The sequence below is a fragment of the Nocardia barduliensis genome, assembly GCF_013315795.1.
Classification (GTDB): domain Bacteria; phylum Actinomycetota; class Actinomycetes; order Mycobacteriales; family Mycobacteriaceae; genus Nocardia; species Nocardia barduliensis.
The window spans coordinates 44,602-59,981 of record NZ_JABLTE010000046.1; the positions used below are offsets into that span (position 1 = coordinate 44,602).

A 15,380-nucleotide genomic window follows, 5' to 3' on the forward strand; every position below is an offset into this window, starting at 1 on the left:
GAAAAGAAATGTCTATCTTCCTGAACAAGGACTCCAAGGTCATCGTCCAGGGCATCACCGGCGGCGAGGGCACCAAGCACACCGCGCTGATGCTGAAGGCCGGCACCCAGATCGTGGGCGGTGTGAACGCGCGCAAGGCGGGCACCACCGTCGCGCACACCGACAAGGACGGCAACGCGGTCGAGCTGCCGGTGTTCGGCACCGTCGCGGAGGCCATCAAGGAGACCGGCGCCGACGTGTCCATCGCGTTCGTGCCGCCGAAGTTCGCCAAGGACGCCATCATCGAGGCCATCGACGCGGAGATCCCGCTGCTCGTGGTCATCACCGAGGGCATCCCGGTGCAGGACACCGCGTACGCGTGGGCCTACAACGTGGAGAAGGGCGCCAAGACCCGGATCATCGGCCCGAACTGCCCCGGCATCATCACCCCGGGCGAGTCGCTGGTCGGCATCACCCCGGCCAACATCACCGGCAAGGGCCCGATCGGCCTGGTCTCCAAGTCCGGCACGCTGACCTACCAGATGATGTACGAGCTGCGCGACTTCGGCTTCTCGACCTCCATCGGCATCGGCGGCGACCCGGTCATCGGCACCACCCACATCGACGCCATCGAGGCGTTCGAGAAGGACCCGGAGACCAAGCTGATCGTGATGATCGGCGAGATCGGCGGCGACGCCGAGGAGCGGGCCGCGGCCTACATCAAGGCCAACGTCACCAAGCCGGTCGTCGGCTACGTGGCGGGCTTCACCGCCCCCGAGGGCAAGACGATGGGTCACGCGGGCGCCATCGTGTCCGGCTCGTCGGGCACCGCCCAGGCGAAGAAGGACGCGCTGGAGGCCGCGGGCGTGAAGGTCGGCAAGACGCCGTCCGAGACCGCGGCGCTGGCTCGCGAGATCTTGGAGAAGGCCAGCATCAGCGCCTGATCTCCTCCCGCGCACGAAGGCCGCCTCCGAATTCGGGGGGCGGCCTTCGTCATGTGTGGCGGCGGGCTCAGGCTGGGCAGTAGCCGAGCGTCCGGACCAGCCACGTGCGGAATGAAGGTATAGCGGGGTTCGTCCCTTCTCTGTCCACACGAGGCAGCCGGACGGATGGTTCATCGGAGTGTCATCAGGAATTCCCCGCTATTGAGAACCCGCGTGGTGTGAAAAGCGCCATCGCGGGCAACAGTTTGAGTGAGCGGTAGGTGGTCTCGCTAGGGGCTCCGGGCCGGACACCGTCCGCGACCTGCCGGGATGTGGGCGGACTCGCTCGTCCCGGCCGTCGCGGCGGGGTGACCTGGGCGTTGGAGTGCAGTAGCGTCAGAAGTAATCCAGCCGTGAAGACCATGTACGACTCGATTTAGGAGACGACGACATGTCCTACCCGACCGGGGGCTCCGGGTACAACACACCCTCGCCCTCAACGCCATCCAGCCAGAGCCCGGCGACGGGTGGCGCCAGTGCAGGTTCGAGCGCCACCGGTTCCGATGCCAAAGGTCTGCCGTTCTTCCTGGTGGTCGGCGTAGCGGCGCTCGGCGTGATCAACTTCCTGCTCGGCTTCCTGCCGTTCCTGGGCAGCAAGCCGATCGACTTCGGCGGCACCAGGGTCAGCGGACCGGAGTCGGCCAACCTCTTCGAGGTGGCCTCCGGTTCGCCGCTGCTGGGCCTGCTGCTGCTCGGTGGTCTGCTCGCCGGGCTGTCGCTGCTGCCGAAGCAGAACTGGATCGGCGCGGCCGCCGCGGCGTCCACCGCGGGCTTCCTCGCGCTGCTGTTCCAGTCGTTCAACTTCGGCGAGGGCAGCGAGCTGAAGGTGGGCGCGTTCATCCTGCTCGTGCTGGCCTTCGTGCAGGCCGCGGTGGCGATCGCCGCGGCGCTGTTCGAAGCGGGCATCCTCAAGGCGCCCGCGCCGCGCCCGGCCACCGCGCCGAGCGGCTTCGGCCAGGGCGGCTTCGGCCAGCAGCAGCCGTCGTACGGACAGCAGTCCTACGGCCAGGGCCAGCCGGGTCAGCCCGGTTACGGCGCGAGCCCGTACGGGCAGTCCGGTTACGGCGCTCAGGCCGCTCCGCCGCAGTTCCCGTCCCAAGCGCAGCAGCAGTCGCCTTACGGGCAGGGTCAGCCCGGTTACGGCCAGAGCCAGCCGGGCCAGTCCTACGGTCAGCCGCAGTCGCCCTACGGGCAGCAGAGTCAGCCGACCACGACCTACGGCACGTCCCAGCAGCCGGGTTCGCCCTACGGCGCGCAGCCGCGCCCGGACGAGAGCGTGACCCAGCACTTCGGCGGGCAGCAGCAGTCCGGCCAGCAGTCGCCCTACGGTTCCCCGGGCTACGGGCAGCAGCAGCAGGCCCAGCCGAGCCAGCAGAACAAGCCGTTCGGCGGCGAGCAGAGTGGCGATCCCGCTTCGGACGCCACCCAGGCGTTCCGCCCCTCGGACGACAACAACAAGTAAGAACTCGGCGGCATCCCCTCCCGGGTGCGGCGGCGGTGTGCCTGCGGCGCGCCTGACCCGTTCGCGCCGGGGAGGGTGCCACGCTGAATTGCCATGAGCTCCTCCAGAAACTCCTCGACCCGCCGGATCGGCGGGTCGCGTGCGTCGCAGCCGCGTTCAGAAGCGGACGAAGCCGGGTTTCTGTCCCTCACCCCGGAGCGGTCCAGGGTTCTCATCGCGGTCGCGGGCCGTCCTTCCGCCTTCGGGCTGACCACCCTGGTGGTCCTCGTGTTCGTCGCTCTGCTCGCCTCGGGCAGCGATCTCGCGGGCGCGTCCGGGGCGATCGCCGCCTCCTGGCTGGCAGTGCACCAGGTTCCGCTGGTGATCGGCAAGACCTCGCTGGGGCTGCTGCCACTGTTGCCCACCGCGCTGCTGGTCTGGCTGGCCGCGCGGGAATCCGCACGCGCCGTGGAACCGCGGTGCACCAGGGCGGATCTCGGCTGGATCGTGGGCGCCGCGGTGGGCGGTCCGCTGCTGGTCACCTCCGTCTGCCTCGCGGTCACCGAAGACGCCTCCGGTGTGCTCCCGCTGCAACCGCCGAACACCCTCGCGGCCTTCGCGTGGGTCACGGCGCTGTATCTCCTCGCCGCCGCGATCGGAATCGGCGTCCGCCTCCGCCGACAGCTGTACGTGCTGCTGCGCCTGCCCGATTGGGCGGTCTCCGCCCTCTACGGCGCGGGCCGGTCCGTGCTGCGGCTGCTGGGCTGCGCCACGGCGGTGGTGGTGATCTCCTTCCTGGCGCACATCTCGCGCCTGGGCGAGATGTACCAGTCGGCGGGCAACGCCGGTGGCGTCCTCGGCTTGACGTTGCTCTCGCTGGCGTATCTGCCGAATCTGGCGATCCAGACCGTCGGCGTGCTGGTCGGTTCCAGCGCGCAGATCGGCGCCGCCTCCTTCGGGGTGTTCTCGGTGGTCGGCGGCCCGATCCCGGCCTTTCCGCTGCTCACCGCGGTGCCGACCGGCCCGGCGGCGGGCTGGTGGCCGGTGCTGCTGCTGGTCCCCGCCGCGGTCGGCGTACTCGGCGGGCTCGACCTGGCCCGTACCTCCACCGACCGGATCACCGCGCCGTGGGCCACGCTCACCTCCGCCGCGCTGGCCGCGCTCGCGTCGACGGTGGCGGGCGTGGTGGCGGGCGGCGAACTCGGCACGGTCGGCCGAGTCGGCCTCGACCTGCCGCTCTTCCCCCTGATCGTGTTCGCCTGGCTCGCGATTCCCGGCTACGCGGGGCTGGTGTTCGCGCGCTGGTTCCTCGTGCCCGTCGGCATCCCGCCGGTCGACTACACCGATCCGTACGACGACTACGACGAAGACGACTACGACGAGGACGACGCCTACTACGAGGCGGACGACCGCGACTACTACGAAGACGACGACTACTACTACGACGACTACGACCGGCCTGAGCTGGAGGCCCCGCTGGACGCCGAACTCGTCGACGAGCAGCCCGCGATCGAGACCGGCGGCGGATACCACCACCACGCCACCCCGGACATCGTGGACGCCGAGGTGGTCGAGGCGGACCTGCCGGACAGTGACCGGGTGGACGGTCGTTAGGCTCTAACCCGGCGGTGCCGCATCCGTCCGCCATCCGATCGATCGCAGGAGTAGAGCGCTGACGTCTCCGCATGCCTCGTGGAAGCCCGCAGCGACGCCGGCCACCGTCGTCGTGCTGGCGTCGGGCACCGGTTCGCTGCTGCGCGCCCTGCTGGACGCCGCGTCCGCACCCGGCTACCCGGCCGAGGTCGTCGCCGTCGGCGTCGACCGGTTGTGCGCCGCCACGACGCACGCCGACGCCGCGGGCGTGCCGCACTTCCGCGTGTCGCTGAAGGACTTTCCCGACCGCGCCGCGTGGGATGCCGAACTCACCGAGACGGTCGCCGCGCACGATCCGGATCTCGTAGTGTCGGCGGGCTTCATGAAGCTGCTCGGGCCCGCTTTCCTGGACCGGTTCGGCGGCCGGATCATCAACACCCACCCCGCCCTGCTGCCCGCCTTCCCCGGCGCGCACGGTGTGCGTGACGCGCTCGCCTACGGAGCGCGGGTCACCGGCTGCACGGTGCACCTGGTGGACGAGGGCGTGGACACCGGGCCGATCCTGGCGCAGGAGGCGGTGCCGGTGCTGCCGGGTGACGACGAGGCCACCCTGCACGAGCGCATCAAGGTTGTCGAGCGACGGTTGCTGGCGGAGGTCGTCGCCGCCGTCGCGACGCGAGGCATTGTCTCCGACGGACGAAAGGCAGTTATCCCAGATGAGCGAGTTCTCCGGTGAGTGAACGCAAGCCGATCAGCAGGGCGCTGGTGAGCGTCTACGACAAGACGGGGCTCGTGGAGCTCGCGACCGGTCTGCACGCCGCCGGCATCGAGCTGGTCTCGACCGGGTCCACCGCGGGCCGGATCGCCGACGCGGGCATCCCGGTGACCAAGGTCGAAGACCTGACCGGTTTCCCGGAGACCCTCGACGGCAGGGTGAAGACGCTGCATCCCCGGGTGCACGCGGGCATCCTGGCCGACTCGCGCAAGCAAAAGCACGTCGACCAGCTGGCCGAGCTGGGCGTGGAGGCGTTTCAGCTGGTAGTGGTGAACCTCTACCCCTTCACCCAGACCGTCGCCGGCGGCGCCACCCCTGACGAGTGCGTGGAGCAGATCGATATCGGCGGGCCGTCGATGGTGCGCGCCGCAGCGAAGAACCACCCCTCGGTGGCGGTGGTCGTGGACAGTGGTGATTACGACGACGTGCTCGCCGCGGTGAAGTCCGGCGGCTTCACGCTGGCCGAGCGGACGGCGTTGGCCGCGAAGGCGTTCCAGCACACCGCGAGTTATGACGTCGCGGTCGCCAGCTGGATGTCGAATGTGCTGATCGCCGAGAACCCCGACGAAGACGCGGCGATCCGGTTCCCCGAATGGCTCGGCGGCACCTGGGAGCGGTCGGCGGTGTTGCGCTACGGCGAGAACCCGCATCAGGCCGCCGCGCTGTACACCAGCGGCGACGGCAGCCTCGGGCTGGCCCAGGCGCGGCAGTTGCACGGCAAGGAGATGTCGTACAACAACTACGTCGACGCCGACGCGGCCTGGCGCGCCGCCTTCGACCACGAGGCTCCGGCCGTCGCGATCATCAAGCACGCCAACCCGTGCGGCATCGCCCTCGGCGCCGACATCGCCGCCGCGCACCGCAAGGCGCACGCCTGCGACCCGGTCAGCGCGTTCGGTGGGGTGATCGCGGCGAACCGCGAGGTCACCGTGGAGATGGCCGAGCAGGTCGCCGAGATCTTCACCGAGGTGATCGTCGCCCCGTCCTACGCCGACGGCGCGGTGGAGGTGTTGCAGCGCAAGAAGAACGTGCGCATCCTCGTCGCCGAGCCGCCCCGCCGCGCGGGCGCGGAACTGCGGCCGATCAGCGGCGGCGTCCTGCTGCAGCAGCGTGACGTGCTGGACGCCGCGGGCGACGACCCGGCCGGCTGGACCTTGGCCGCGGGCGAGCCCGCCGACGCGGAAACCCTCGCCGATCTGGCGTTCGCCTGGCGCGCGTGCCGGGCCGTGAAGTCCAACGCGATCCTGCTCGCGCACGACGGCGCTTCGGTGGGTGTCGGCATGGGGCAGGTCAACCGGGTGGACGCGGTCGGTCTCGCGGTGCAGCGGGCCGGTGACCGCGCCAAGGGCTCGGTGGCGGCCTCGGACGCCTACTTCCCGTTCCCGGACGGTCCGCAGACGCTGATCCAGGCCGGTGTCCGCGCCATCGTGCAGCCCGGCGGTTCGGTGCGCGACCAGGAGACCATCGACCTCGCTCGCGAGGCCGGCGTCACGCTCTATCTCACCGGAGCCCGCCACTTCGCCCACTGAGACCGTGGTGCCGAAACGCCGCGTCGGATCGATGGTCCGACGCGGCGTTCGCGGTTTCCGCGACGGTTGGTGGAACACGCAGTGGCGCAGTATGTCTCGCATCCACGGCTCGGACTGCCGCGAGACACCGCCCGGCGACCCCGCCGCGTTCTTCGGCGACAGAGCGCCGAAAGCCACCACCAGCTCGAAATGTTCAGCCACCACGGCGGCCGGTCGCAAGTCGGCAGCTACTCGGCTGCGAGGTAGGCGGTCCGGGGCGAGCCGGGGCCGTGCGCGGTCCTGAGCGTGCCGCGCGGCGTCCTAGACCGCGCTGAGTACCGTGCGGTTGCCCAGCGGTTCCTTCAGCGGCACCTCCAGGGTCCCGAAGACCGCGACCATCGTGCACATCCGGCCGACCGCCTCGGCGCGGCTGCCCGAACGCAGTTCGATCGTGACCGTGGAAGCCGATTCGGTGACGGTGGCGTCCACGCCGTAGCACTCCGGCGACCCGGTTTCGAAATTGACCGCTATCTTGTTGTCCGCCAACCGAGTCCACGACTGGAATGGGATCGGGTGCGCGCCGACGATGGTCGGATCGGCGGTGAAGGGTTTGCCCTCGTTGCCGCGGGGGTCCTCGATCGGCGTGCGGGGCGCGGCGCTCGTCGTGGCGCTCGCGTCCGGCCCTGCCCCCTTCTCGTCCGAGTCGCCGCAGCCCGTTGCGGTGAGACAGGCGAGCACTACGGCGACAGCTGTGACGGCGCGTCCGGCCCGGTTCCGATCCATACCGACACCCTAGCTTCGGCGTTCCTGCTCATAGCGCGCCCCAGGTGCGTCGTGCGCCGAGACGAACCGCACAGTGAACGTTCCGCGAACCGTGCGCGTAATCGCTTCGGAAACCCTTCGCGCACAGTAAGTTCGGCGGGGGTGCGCGCCAGAGCGTCGCGGCGCGGACCCATGTCGGATGCTCTACCAGCTTTTCCGGAAAGGAATCATCGTGGTCGACACGTTGCGCGTAGGCGAAGAACTCGGACGGGGCCAGTCCCTCCAGGGCGGGGCCTACACCCTCACTCTGCAGGACGACGGCAATCTGGTGCTGTCCGAACCGGGCGGAAATGTGGTGTGGGCGACGCAGACGCACGATCAAGGCGTGGAGCGCGCCGTGCTGCAGGACGACGGCAACTTCGTCCTCTACAAGGGCGACGGCGCGGCGTGGGCCACCGAGACCAACGGCCAGGCGGCCGATCGGCTGGTGGTGCAGGCCGATCGCAACGTCGTGCTGTACGGCGCGGACGGCAGCGCGCTGTGGGCTTCCGGCACCCAGACCGACACCCCGCTGCCGGCCCCGGAGCCGGAACCGGTCCAGGAGCAGGTCGCGGCTCCGGCCGCCGAGGAGGTGCCGCCCCCGCCGCCGGCTCCCGAGCCGCGCACCTACACCGTCGAGCCCGGCGACACCCTGTGGGCGATCGCCGAGCGCTTCTACGGTGACGGCAACCGGTACCAGGAGATCGCGGACGCCAGCGGCATCCCGGACCCGGACGCGATCAACCCCGGCCAGGTGCTGACCATCCCGTGAGCCGGTCTGCTCGGTAGCGACGACGAAGACCCCCGGTGCGCACGCCTCGGGGGTCTTCTTCGTTTCGCTCGTGGCGCGCCGCGCCTGGCGGCTGGTGAACGGCCTAGCGGCTGGTGAACGGCAGCAGCGCCATCTCACGGGCGTTCTTCACCGCGACTGCGACCTGGCGCTGCTGCTGCGGGGTGAGCCCGGTGACCCGGCGGCTGCGGATCTTGCCGCGATCGGAGATGAACGTACGCAGCAGGTTCACGTCTTTGTAGTCGACCGTCTCGATGCCGGCGGCGATGAGCGGGTTCTTCTTCGGACGGCGGGCCTGCTCGGCGCGAACCTTCTTCGACGGTGCTCGCTTGACTGCCATATGACGAGTTCCTTCTCACGAGAACAGTGGTTGTCTACCAGCTCGATTTGTGCACACCGGGCAGCTCGCCACGGTGGGCCATCTCGCGCACACGCACACGGGAGAGTCCGAACTTCCGGAGATGACCGCGCGGTCGTCCGTCGGCGGCGTCCCGATTGCGCAATCGTACCGGACTGGCATCGCGCGGCTGTCGTCGCAGTTCGGCCTCGGCGGCCGCCCGCTCGCCCTCCGGCGTGCCCGGCTTCCGGATGAGCTCCTTGAGTTCGGCGCGGCGTGCGGCGTAGCGTGCCACGATCGCCCGGCGCTGCTGGTCGCGCGCGATCTTCGATTTCTTGGCCATCTCAGCGCTCCTCGCGGAAGTCGACGTGCTTGCGCACCACCGGATCGTACTTGCGCAGGACCAGGCGGTCGGGGTCGTTGCGGCGGTTCTTACGGGTCACGTAGGTGTACCCGGTGCCCGCGGTGGACTTCAGCTTGACGATCGGGCGGATGTCGGTCGATTTCGACGCCATGGGTCGCTCCTCAGATCTTGTCGCCGCGGGCCCGGATGCGGGCCACCACGGCCTCGATGCCGTCCCGGTCGATGGTCTTGATGCCCTTGGCGGAGACGGTCAGCGTGACGCGCCGGCCTTCGCTGGGCAGGTAGTAGGTCTTGCGCTGGACGTTGGGGTTCCAGCGGCGGCTGGTCCGCTTGTGCGAGTGCGACACGGACTTGCCGAAGCCGGGCTTGCGCCCGGTGACCTGGCAGTGGGCCGACATGCGGGCTCCTCCAGTAGATGACAATCATTTTCGACAATGGCTGTTCGACAATGTACCGTCGCACTACAGCAAATGAAAATCGTTACTGAAAGGGGTTCTCGGTGGCTGCGCCTGATTCCACTACGGTCCCACCCGAGTCCGACCGCAGGACGCCCGTGGTGGCGCTCGCCGGTTTCGCCGGACTCGCCGCGGCGGGCGTGGATCGCGCGGCCGCGGTGCTGGGCATGGCACCGGGCACCGTCGTGGTCCGGCACGACCTGACCCAGCTGCGCGAAGGCATCGTGCACCGCACGGTGCGCACCGCGACCCAGGAGACCTCGGCGGTGCTGGAGCTCGCGCACGGTTGCGTGTCCTGCACGCTGCGGATGGATCTGCTCCCGCTGCTGTGCACGCTCGCCCGGCGCGAGTCGGTCGAGCGCATCGTGCTCGCGCTGGACCCGGCCTTCGAGGCCGAAGCGGTGTGCCACGCCATCGAGCACGTCGTTGTCGCGGACGTGCACGGGCGAGTGGACGGCCCCGCCGGGCGTGATGTGCGGGTGGACGCGGTCCTGACCTGCCTGGACGCCGACTCCTGGCTCGCCGACGCGACGGGAGAGCAGACGCTCGCCGAGCGCGGCCTGGCCGCTGCCGAGGACGACCGCACGGTGGCGCAGGTCGCCGTCGGCCAGGTCGATTTCGCCGATGCCGTCATTGCCCTCGGCGCCGTGGACGCGCCCGGAGCGCTGCCGGCCGACGCGCAGGCCGACCGGGCCAAGCTGGCCGCGGTACTGGCCAGGCTGGTCCCCGGTGCGCCGATCGCCTGGGTGGACGAGCTGTCCCGGCTCACACCGGCCCTGGTCGAGACGCTGCTGGCCCGCGTCCCCGCCGATTCGCGGCGCGGCAGGGTCTTCGACGCGCACGCGCCGCTGCTGCGCGGCCTGCCCCCCTTGACCGCCGACTGCGGCGTCGAACTCGTGGAGTTCGCCGCGGCGCGACCGTTCCATCCCGCTCGCTTGCACGAGGCGCTCGACATGCTGCTCGACGGCGTGGTGACCGCGCGCGGGCGAGTCTGGCTGGCCACCCAGCCCGACGAGGTGGTGTGGCTGGAATCCGCCGGTGGTGGTCTGCGGGTGGGCGGCGCGGGGCGCTGGCTGGCCGCGATGTCGGAAGCCGAACTGGCCGAGGCGGACCCGGAGCGCCGCGCGATGGCGGCCCTGCGCTGGGACGACCGGTTCGGCGATCGGGACATCTCGCTGTCGATCCTGGTGCACGAGGCCGATCCGGCGGAGATCCGCGAAGCGCTGCACTGGGCGCTGGTGGAGGACGACGAACTGCGCTTGGTCGAGCGCGCGCCGGAGCGAGTGGCCCTGTGGGACGACCCCTTCGGCGACTGGCATGCCGACCCGTGCGCCGGCGACGAGGCGGCGGGGCAACCCGTGGAAGACGCGAAAAGCCCGAGAGGAGAGGCGAAATGAAGAAGGGGATCCATCCGGACTACCACCCGGTGGTCTTCGAGGACGCGGGCACCGGCAAGCGATTCCTCACCCGGTCCACGGCCACCAGCGCACGCACCGTGGAGTGGACCGACGGCAACACCTACCCACTGCTGATGGTGGACGTCACCGCCGACTCGCACCCGTTCTGGACCGGCGCGCACCGCGTGCTGGACTCCCAGGGCCGGGTGGAGAAGTTCGAACGCAAATACGGCAAGCGCGCACGGAAGGACTCCTGATATGGCGGTACCGAAGCGGAGGATGTCGCGGTCGAACACCCGCAGCCGCCGGTCGAACTGGAAGGCCGCACCGGTGGACCTGGTGCCCGTGACCGTCGCGGGCGTCGTGCACAAGGTGCCGCGCAGGTTGGTCGCGGCCGTGCGGCGCGGTCTGATCGACGTCGAGCGGCTCTGAGCCGGGCGTCCGGAACCATCGAAGCGTGAGCGGGGCCGCCGGTGCGAACCGGATCGGCCCCGCTTCGCGCGGTTTCGCGTCGACCTGCGTGTTCGGCGAGTGCGGCGGTGATGCGAACTGCCTGGCGGCGGCCGTGGTCACCGAACCGCGGTGCGGTTGCTCGTCCCGAGCCTCGGGGGCTCGGCGGCTGCCGCGCGTCCGCCGACGATAGCTCGCCGGCTACTGGTGGGCAGACGGACACGCCGGATACTGGTCGATCGTCCGAAAACGGGCACGTGGGGGGCTCTGCATGAAAGTTTTCGGGCCGCCCATGGCCGCTATAGCTAATGATCAGCTATTGGTGTGCTCTGCATCACGTCGCACTATTGCGCCAAGCGCGATTGCGACCGGATAGCCATGCGATGAAATTCGCACTGACGGTTGGTTTTTGAACCGTGAAAAGTGGGCGGAAAATGATGCGCTCGCGGGCGGAGGGAGGTACCCTCGTGCTCGAGGGCGGGTTCTCCTGGTTTCCAGGGGAACCCGCTCATCGCCACTCTGTGGGCGTTTCGCGGGTCGCCGCTCTCCGATTTCCCTGTCGCCCTTCCGGACTCCGCGCTCCTTCGGCCGCGCCGATGTGCGGCTCAGTTTTTCGAGGTCAACTCGGCCGGCCCGTCGTCGTCGCGCACGGCGCGCCGCACGCCACCGTCGTGCCCCGGCAGTCCGGGAAGATCCGGCAACAGCGCCTCCAGGCGCGCCAACTGCTCGCCGACCAGCGCCGCGGGGCCCTCGATCAGCGACAGCGGCCACGGCCAGTGCCGCCCGTTCCAGCGCTGCACCTGCTCGGCCAGCTCGGCCGTCGTCGCCTCCAGTTCGCTGATCTCGGTCCGCAATTCGCCTACTTGCGTTCGCAACTCGGCGGATTCGCGTTCCAATGCGGCGATGCGCGCCAGCGCGGCGGCCAAACCGTCCACCAGCGTACGGTTCCGGCCGTCCGCGTCGGCGCCCAGCTGCGGCCAGCCCGACAACCCCGGCCCGCGCAGCTGAATCTGGATGTCGCGCAGCACTGCCTCTTGTTCCGGCGTCACGTCCGGATCCTCCCGTCCCACGAAATCCCACTGGCCGAAATCGGTCGTCTCGGCCTCGTTCACGTCACAGCGCACGCCGCCGACCGTCACTTGGCGCAGTGTCTGGTGAATGGCGCGCCTGGCCTCCACGTTCGTGCCCGACCAGGCGTCGGTCTGCCAGGCCCACGTCGCGTGCCCGGCGTCCAGCGCACGACTGACCGGCCAGTACCCGCCGTAGACACCGACGTTCGCCCGGCCGAGCACCGTCGCCGCCCCGTCCAGGTAGGCGTTGATGGGCAGTTGGTGCTGTGGTGCTGCGTCGAAGTCCGCGGAGAAGTAGATCGGCCGGTCGACCCGTCCGCCGCAGCGCAGGACCTGAGCGAGGCCGGCGCGCGCGTCCACGATGCCCGCGCCGTAGCCGTCCAGCATCCGCGCGGCCGTGGTCTCCCAATTCGACACGATCGAGACGCCGTGCGCCCGCAAATCGTTCGCCTCGGCGGGGGTGAGCAATTTGCCGGGCAGACTCGGGCCACCGTCGGACAGGTAGCGCACCACGAAATCGAACCCCGCCGCCCGGATCGCCGCGCCCCCCGGGCGTCCAGCCGCGTAGTCCAGACCGAAACGCATGGCCTCCACTGTAAATCGGCCGGGCGGGTGAATCCGGGCCATCGCCGAATCCGGGGCGCGCGGGGGGATCGCTCAGCGGAAAACGGCGGAGGAGGCGCACCGCGCACCGGGAACCCGGATACCCGGCGGCGCTGCTCGCCCATCCGGGACTCGGATCAGCGGACGGCCTCCAGCTTCGGCCGGCGAACCTTCGGCGGCCCGGCCAGCTCACGCCGGTCCGGCGCGATGAGCACGGCGGAGATCGGCACCGTCAGGGCCAGCAGCCCGATGACGAACATGGGGAACACGAAGTCGAACAACTCCACGCCATCGGGCACCTTCGCCGATCGGTTCACGTCGAAGTGCAACGCGGCGAGCGCGGTGTAATAGGTAGCGGTCACGCCGACGCCGAACAGCAGCACCGTCGCCGCGCGGGCCAGCGGAAAGCGCATCGTCTGGAACAACCACAGCGTCGCGGTCGCGGTGATCACCCCGATCACGGCGGAGACCACGATCAGCCACATCGTCGCGCCGACCGACCCCTGGATCTTCAGGGAGCCGATGCCGAGGTAGTGCGTGACGCCGATGCCGAGCCCGAGCACCGCGCCGCCGGGCAGCAGCAGCGTCAGCCGCGGTGTGCGTCCGATGATCAGCAGCGCGGCGAAGACCGAGACAATCGACACCACCAGAGCCGCGACCAGTCTGCCCGTGTCGTAACGCATCGCGCTGCCCGGCACTTTCAGGCCGAGTATGGCCACCGACGTGGCCAGCCACGCTCCGACGCCGCCGAGCGATATCGCGGCCGAGACCAGCCAGACCAGCCGGAACTGGACCGAGCGCGCGCCGTGCAGGATGCAGGCGAGCCCGACCACCGCGCCCAGCACCGAGATGCCCAGCGACAGCCCGACCAGCCAATAGCCGAGGGCGAACTGGTCGACGGACGTTCCCGCGCCACCACCGGCGGCCAGCACCGCGACCTCACGCATGCCGCGCTGTTCCTTCCAGTTCGCTGGCCTTCAGCTGGGCGATCGCGTACTCGGTGACCGCGGCGAGCGCTTGGCGCACCTCGATCGCATTGCGCGCGTCGATGTCCACGATCGGCACGCCCTCGCGTACCGAAAGGGCCTCGCGCAGTTCGGCGATGGGGAAGCGCGGCGCGTCCGGGAAGCGGTTGACCGCGATCAGGAACGGCAGCTTGCGCGCCTCGAAGAAGTCCACCGCGGCGAAGCTGTCCTCCAGCCGCCGGGTGTCGATCAGCACCACGGCGCCGATCGCGCCGCGGATCAGGTCGTCCCACATGAACCAGAACCGCCGCTGACCCGGCGTACCGAACAGATAGAGCACCAGATTGCCCGGCAGGATGATCCGGCCGAAATCCATGGCGACCGTGGTGGTCTCCTTCTCCGGCGTCTCGGCGAGATCGTCGATGCCGTCGGAGTAGCGGGTAACCATCGCCTCGGTGCGCAGCGGAACGATCTCCGACACCGCGCCGACGAACGTGGTCTTGCCCGCGCCGAAGCCGCCCGCGACGACGATCTTCGTCGAGGCGACCCGGTTCTCGAAGCCGTCCGGCCCGGGGGCGCTTCCCGGTCCGGGATTCACACTTGGCCCGGGGTGTCCACTGGGCCCCAGATTCCTATAGGGCGCGGAGTCCACGCAATGTCCTCTCCATCAGGGAACGGCGCTCGTCATAGCTCGCCTCTTCGGTCAGGGTCGAATGCACGCGCATGGTGCCGTCGACGACGAGGTCGCCGATCACCACTCGGACCATGCCCAGCGGGCGGTCCAGATGTGCCGCGATCTCCGCGACCGACAGCCGGTGCGTGCCGAGTCGCAGTATCTCGGTGCGGATGTCGCCGGTCGGCCAGTCGAGATGTGCAGTGTACGACAAGGTTTCGATGACCGCCTCCAGTGGCAGGTCGATCGCGGGTTCGGTGCGCCCCGAGGTCAGGGCGTAGGGCCGGACGCGCGTGGTCGGTCGTGGTCCGGGGCCGTATGGGTTGGACATCTCACACTCAAACAGCGGTGCGCGCGGTCGCGGTGACCACCGAACCCACCCGATCGACCAGCAGTGCCATCTCGTAACCGATCCGGCCGATATCGTGCGACTTGTTGGCCAGCACCGCCAGGTGCGAGCCGTTGCCGACGCTCATCACCAGCAGGTAGCCGCGCTGCATCTCCACGATCGACTGCATGACCTTGCCGCCGTCGAACAGCGAGGCCGCGCCCATGGAGAGACTGGCCAGACCTGCGGTGACGGCGGCGAGCTGTTCGGCGCGATCGCTGGGCAGATGCGGACTGGTGGCCTGCAACAAGCCGTCGGCCGATACCAGCACCGCATGGGAAACGCCGGGCACATCACGGGTGAAGCGGGCGACCAGCCAGTTCAGATTCTCGTCCGTGGTGCTGTTGTTCGCGTTGGTCATGCAAGCCCTCCGTCGTTGTACTGCGCATTGGCCCGCCCGCTGCGGACCCCACTGAGATGCCTGGTCAGGTTGTTACGAATTTCCTCCGGATCACGCGTGCCCGCGTCATCGGCCGGCGACAGACCGCCGGGCACCAACTGGGCGCCCGGCCTGCGAATCGGCAGCCCGCCGACGGTGCGCGCCGTCGTGGTCGGATGACTCGCGTCCTCCGCGGCCAGCCAGCCCGCGTCACCAGGCGAGGACCACGTGCTTTCCGGCGATTGCGAGGTCGAGGGCTCGACCAGCCATTCCGAGACCATGCGCTGGTAGATCGGGGTCGGGGAGGAGCCTGCGACCGGCTGCAGCCGGGAGGAGGTCACCGTCGCGGGTTCCGGCGCCACCTCCTGCGGCGGGTCGGCGGGTACGGCCGGCTTCCGGATCGGAAGACCGGACCGGGCGGTGGTCTGC

At 69.8% G+C, this 15,380-nt stretch carries 19 protein-coding genes and 1 pseudogene; 9 read left to right on the forward strand and 11 right to left on the reverse strand.

Annotated features, from left to right (window positions below; all coding sequences use genetic code 11):
* The first annotated feature begins 8 nt into the window (after positions 1–8).
* The 5 genes from sucD (at position 9) to purH (ending at position 6,300) form a co-directional block, all read left to right on the forward strand.
* Positions 9–923 (forward strand): succinate--CoA ligase subunit alpha, encoded by a 915-nt coding sequence (gene sucD / locus HOV91_RS20675; RefSeq protein ID WP_040782761.1) that lies wholly within the window; start codon positions 9–11, stop codon positions 921–923.
* A gap of 430 nt (positions 924–1,353) precedes the next feature.
* Positions 1,354–2,424 carry a DUF5336 domain-containing protein gene (locus HOV91_RS20680; RefSeq protein WP_174187052.1) on the forward strand — a complete coding sequence of 357 codons (1,071 nt, stop codon included), beginning with the start codon at positions 1,354–1,356 and terminating at the stop codon, positions 2,422–2,424.
* A 93-nt stretch (positions 2,425–2,517) separates the two neighbouring features.
* Positions 2,518–4,017: a cell division protein PerM gene (locus HOV91_RS20685; RefSeq protein ID WP_174187053.1), complete on the forward strand. Its 1,500-nt coding sequence runs from the start codon at positions 2,518–2,520 to the stop codon at positions 4,015–4,017.
* A 58-nt stretch (positions 4,018–4,075) separates the two neighbouring features.
* Positions 4,076–4,732, forward strand: a complete 657-nt coding sequence (purN, locus tag HOV91_RS20690; protein WP_174187067.1) for a phosphoribosylglycinamide formyltransferase — start codon at positions 4,076–4,078, stop codon at positions 4,730–4,732.
* Entirely contained in the window at positions 4,729–6,300 is a 1,572-nt protein-coding gene (gene purH / locus HOV91_RS20695; RefSeq protein ID WP_174187054.1) for a bifunctional phosphoribosylaminoimidazolecarboxamide formyltransferase/IMP cyclohydrolase, read from the forward strand. Before purN ends, purH begins: the two co-directional genes overlap by 4 nt.
* A gap of 300 nt (positions 6,301–6,600) precedes the next feature.
* On the opposite strand, the gene HOV91_RS20700 is transcribed toward purH, so the two are convergent.
* Positions 6,601–7,062 (reverse strand): hypothetical protein, encoded by a 462-nt coding sequence (locus tag HOV91_RS20700; RefSeq protein ID WP_174187055.1) that lies wholly within the window; start codon positions 7,060–7,062, stop codon positions 6,601–6,603.
* Positions 7,063–7,273: 211 nt separating this feature from the next.
* On the opposite strand from HOV91_RS20700, the gene HOV91_RS20705 reads away from it, so the two are divergent.
* Entirely contained in the window at positions 7,274–7,852 is a 579-nt protein-coding gene (locus HOV91_RS20705) for a LysM peptidoglycan-binding domain-containing protein (RefSeq protein WP_174187056.1), read from the forward strand.
* A gap of 103 nt (positions 7,853–7,955) precedes the next feature.
* Here HOV91_RS20705 and rpsR read toward each other — a convergent pair whose 3' ends face one another.
* From rpsR to rpmB, 4 genes are read right to left on the reverse strand one after another with little or no spacing between them, the layout of a single operon-like run.
* Positions 7,956–8,210 (reverse strand): 30S ribosomal protein S18, encoded by a 255-nt coding sequence (rpsR, locus tag HOV91_RS20710; RefSeq protein WP_011211513.1) that lies wholly within the window; start codon positions 8,208–8,210, stop codon positions 7,956–7,958.
* 34 nt (positions 8,211–8,244) lie between these two features.
* Positions 8,245–8,550, reverse strand: coding sequence for a 30S ribosomal protein S14 (gene rpsN, locus HOV91_RS20715; RefSeq protein ID WP_043732067.1), 306 nt, complete (start codon positions 8,548–8,550; stop codon positions 8,245–8,247).
* A 1-nt stretch (position 8,551) separates the two neighbouring features.
* Complete coding sequence (gene rpmG, locus HOV91_RS20720) at positions 8,552–8,722, reverse strand: 50S ribosomal protein L33 (RefSeq protein WP_019049259.1); 171 nt, start codon at positions 8,720–8,722, stop codon at positions 8,552–8,554.
* 10 nt (positions 8,723–8,732) lie between these two features.
* Complete coding sequence (gene rpmB / locus HOV91_RS20725) at positions 8,733–8,969, reverse strand: 50S ribosomal protein L28 (protein WP_043697994.1); 237 nt, start codon at positions 8,967–8,969, stop codon at positions 8,733–8,735.
* A gap of 101 nt (positions 8,970–9,070) precedes the next feature.
* Between rpmB and mrf the strand changes: the two genes are divergently transcribed.
* The 3 genes from mrf to rpmF are packed head-to-tail and all read left to right on the forward strand — an operon-like array spanning position 9,071 to position 10,855.
* Positions 9,071–10,423, forward strand: coding sequence for a ribosome hibernation factor-recruiting GTPase MRF (mrf, locus tag HOV91_RS20730; RefSeq protein WP_312884716.1), 1,353 nt, complete (start codon positions 9,071–9,073; stop codon positions 10,421–10,423).
* Positions 10,420–10,680, forward strand: coding sequence for a type B 50S ribosomal protein L31 (locus tag HOV91_RS20735; protein WP_174187057.1), 261 nt, complete (start codon positions 10,420–10,422; stop codon positions 10,678–10,680). Before mrf ends, HOV91_RS20735 begins: the two co-directional genes overlap by 4 nt.
* 1 nt (position 10,681) lies before the next feature.
* The gene (gene rpmF / locus HOV91_RS20740) at positions 10,682–10,855 is read left to right on the forward strand and encodes a 50S ribosomal protein L32 (protein ID WP_174187058.1); all 174 of its coding nucleotides are present in this window, start codon (positions 10,682–10,684) and stop codon (positions 10,853–10,855) included.
* A gap of 623 nt (positions 10,856–11,478) precedes the next feature.
* Here the strand turns inward: rpmF and HOV91_RS20745 are convergent.
* From HOV91_RS20745 to HOV91_RS20770, 6 genes and pseudogenes are all read right to left on the reverse strand, one after another.
* Positions 11,479–12,528: a DUF1906 domain-containing protein gene (locus tag HOV91_RS20745; protein WP_174187059.1), complete on the reverse strand. Its 1,050-nt coding sequence runs from the start codon at positions 12,526–12,528 to the stop codon at positions 11,479–11,481.
* A 155-nt stretch (positions 12,529–12,683) separates the two neighbouring features.
* Positions 12,684–13,493 (reverse strand): MHYT domain-containing protein, encoded by an 810-nt coding sequence (locus HOV91_RS20750; protein WP_174187060.1) that lies wholly within the window; start codon positions 13,491–13,493, stop codon positions 12,684–12,686.
* Entirely contained in the window at positions 13,486–14,109 is a 624-nt protein-coding gene (locus HOV91_RS20755) for a GTP-binding protein (RefSeq protein WP_051046937.1), read from the reverse strand. Before HOV91_RS20755 ends, HOV91_RS20750 begins: the two co-directional genes overlap by 8 nt.
* Before the next feature lie 34 nt (positions 14,110–14,143).
* Positions 14,144–14,515 carry a DUF742 domain-containing protein gene (locus HOV91_RS20760; RefSeq protein ID WP_040782732.1) on the reverse strand — a complete coding sequence of 124 codons (372 nt, stop codon included), beginning with the start codon at positions 14,513–14,515 and terminating at the stop codon, positions 14,144–14,146.
* Positions 14,516–14,522: 7 nt separating this feature from the next.
* Entirely contained in the window at positions 14,523–14,933 is a 411-nt protein-coding gene (locus HOV91_RS20765) for a roadblock/LC7 domain-containing protein (protein ID WP_043732054.1), read from the reverse strand.
* Positions 14,930–15,380, reverse strand: a pseudogene (locus tag HOV91_RS20770) (sensor histidine kinase); the annotation flags it as partial. The pseudogene HOV91_RS20770 and the gene HOV91_RS20765, both read right to left, overlap by 4 nt.